This is a genomic window from Pseudomonas sp. AC463, assembly GCF_979253585.1.
In genome coordinates this window covers 1-273 of the sequence record NZ_CEEDDZ010000589.1, presented here as the reverse complement: position 1 = coordinate 273, position 273 = coordinate 1, and the positions used below count along the sequence as shown (strand labels likewise).

Sequence of the window (273 nt, the reverse complement as noted above, 5' to 3'; positions counted from 1 at the left end):
CCTCAAGCTGGCCGTCGAGATCGGCAAGTGGCCGGACGGCCGCAAGCTGACTCAGGAGCAGAAGGAGTTGAGCCTGCAGGCAATGATCGCCTGGGAGATCGAGAACCTGCCCGAGGATCAGCGTACCGGCTACATGGGCCCCTCCGAGTGTGCCTCGAAGTCCGCGCCGATCCCCAATCTGCTCTACAAATCGTCGGAAACCCTGCACTGATGTTAGAAGTAGCCCGTGGCGCCATGAGCAAGATGACAACCCAGCTCGACGCGCCAGTGCAG

1 protein-coding gene is annotated in these 273 nt (G+C 61.5%); it reads left to right on the top strand.

Annotation, left to right across the window (positions count from 1 at the left end; translation table 11 throughout):
• A partial coding sequence (locus tag AC0IYH_RS31555) for a DUF1315 family protein (protein WP_471838180.1) occupies nt 1–211 on the top strand: 211 nt, incomplete at its 5' end.
• Nucleotides 212–273: the final 62 nt, after the last annotated feature.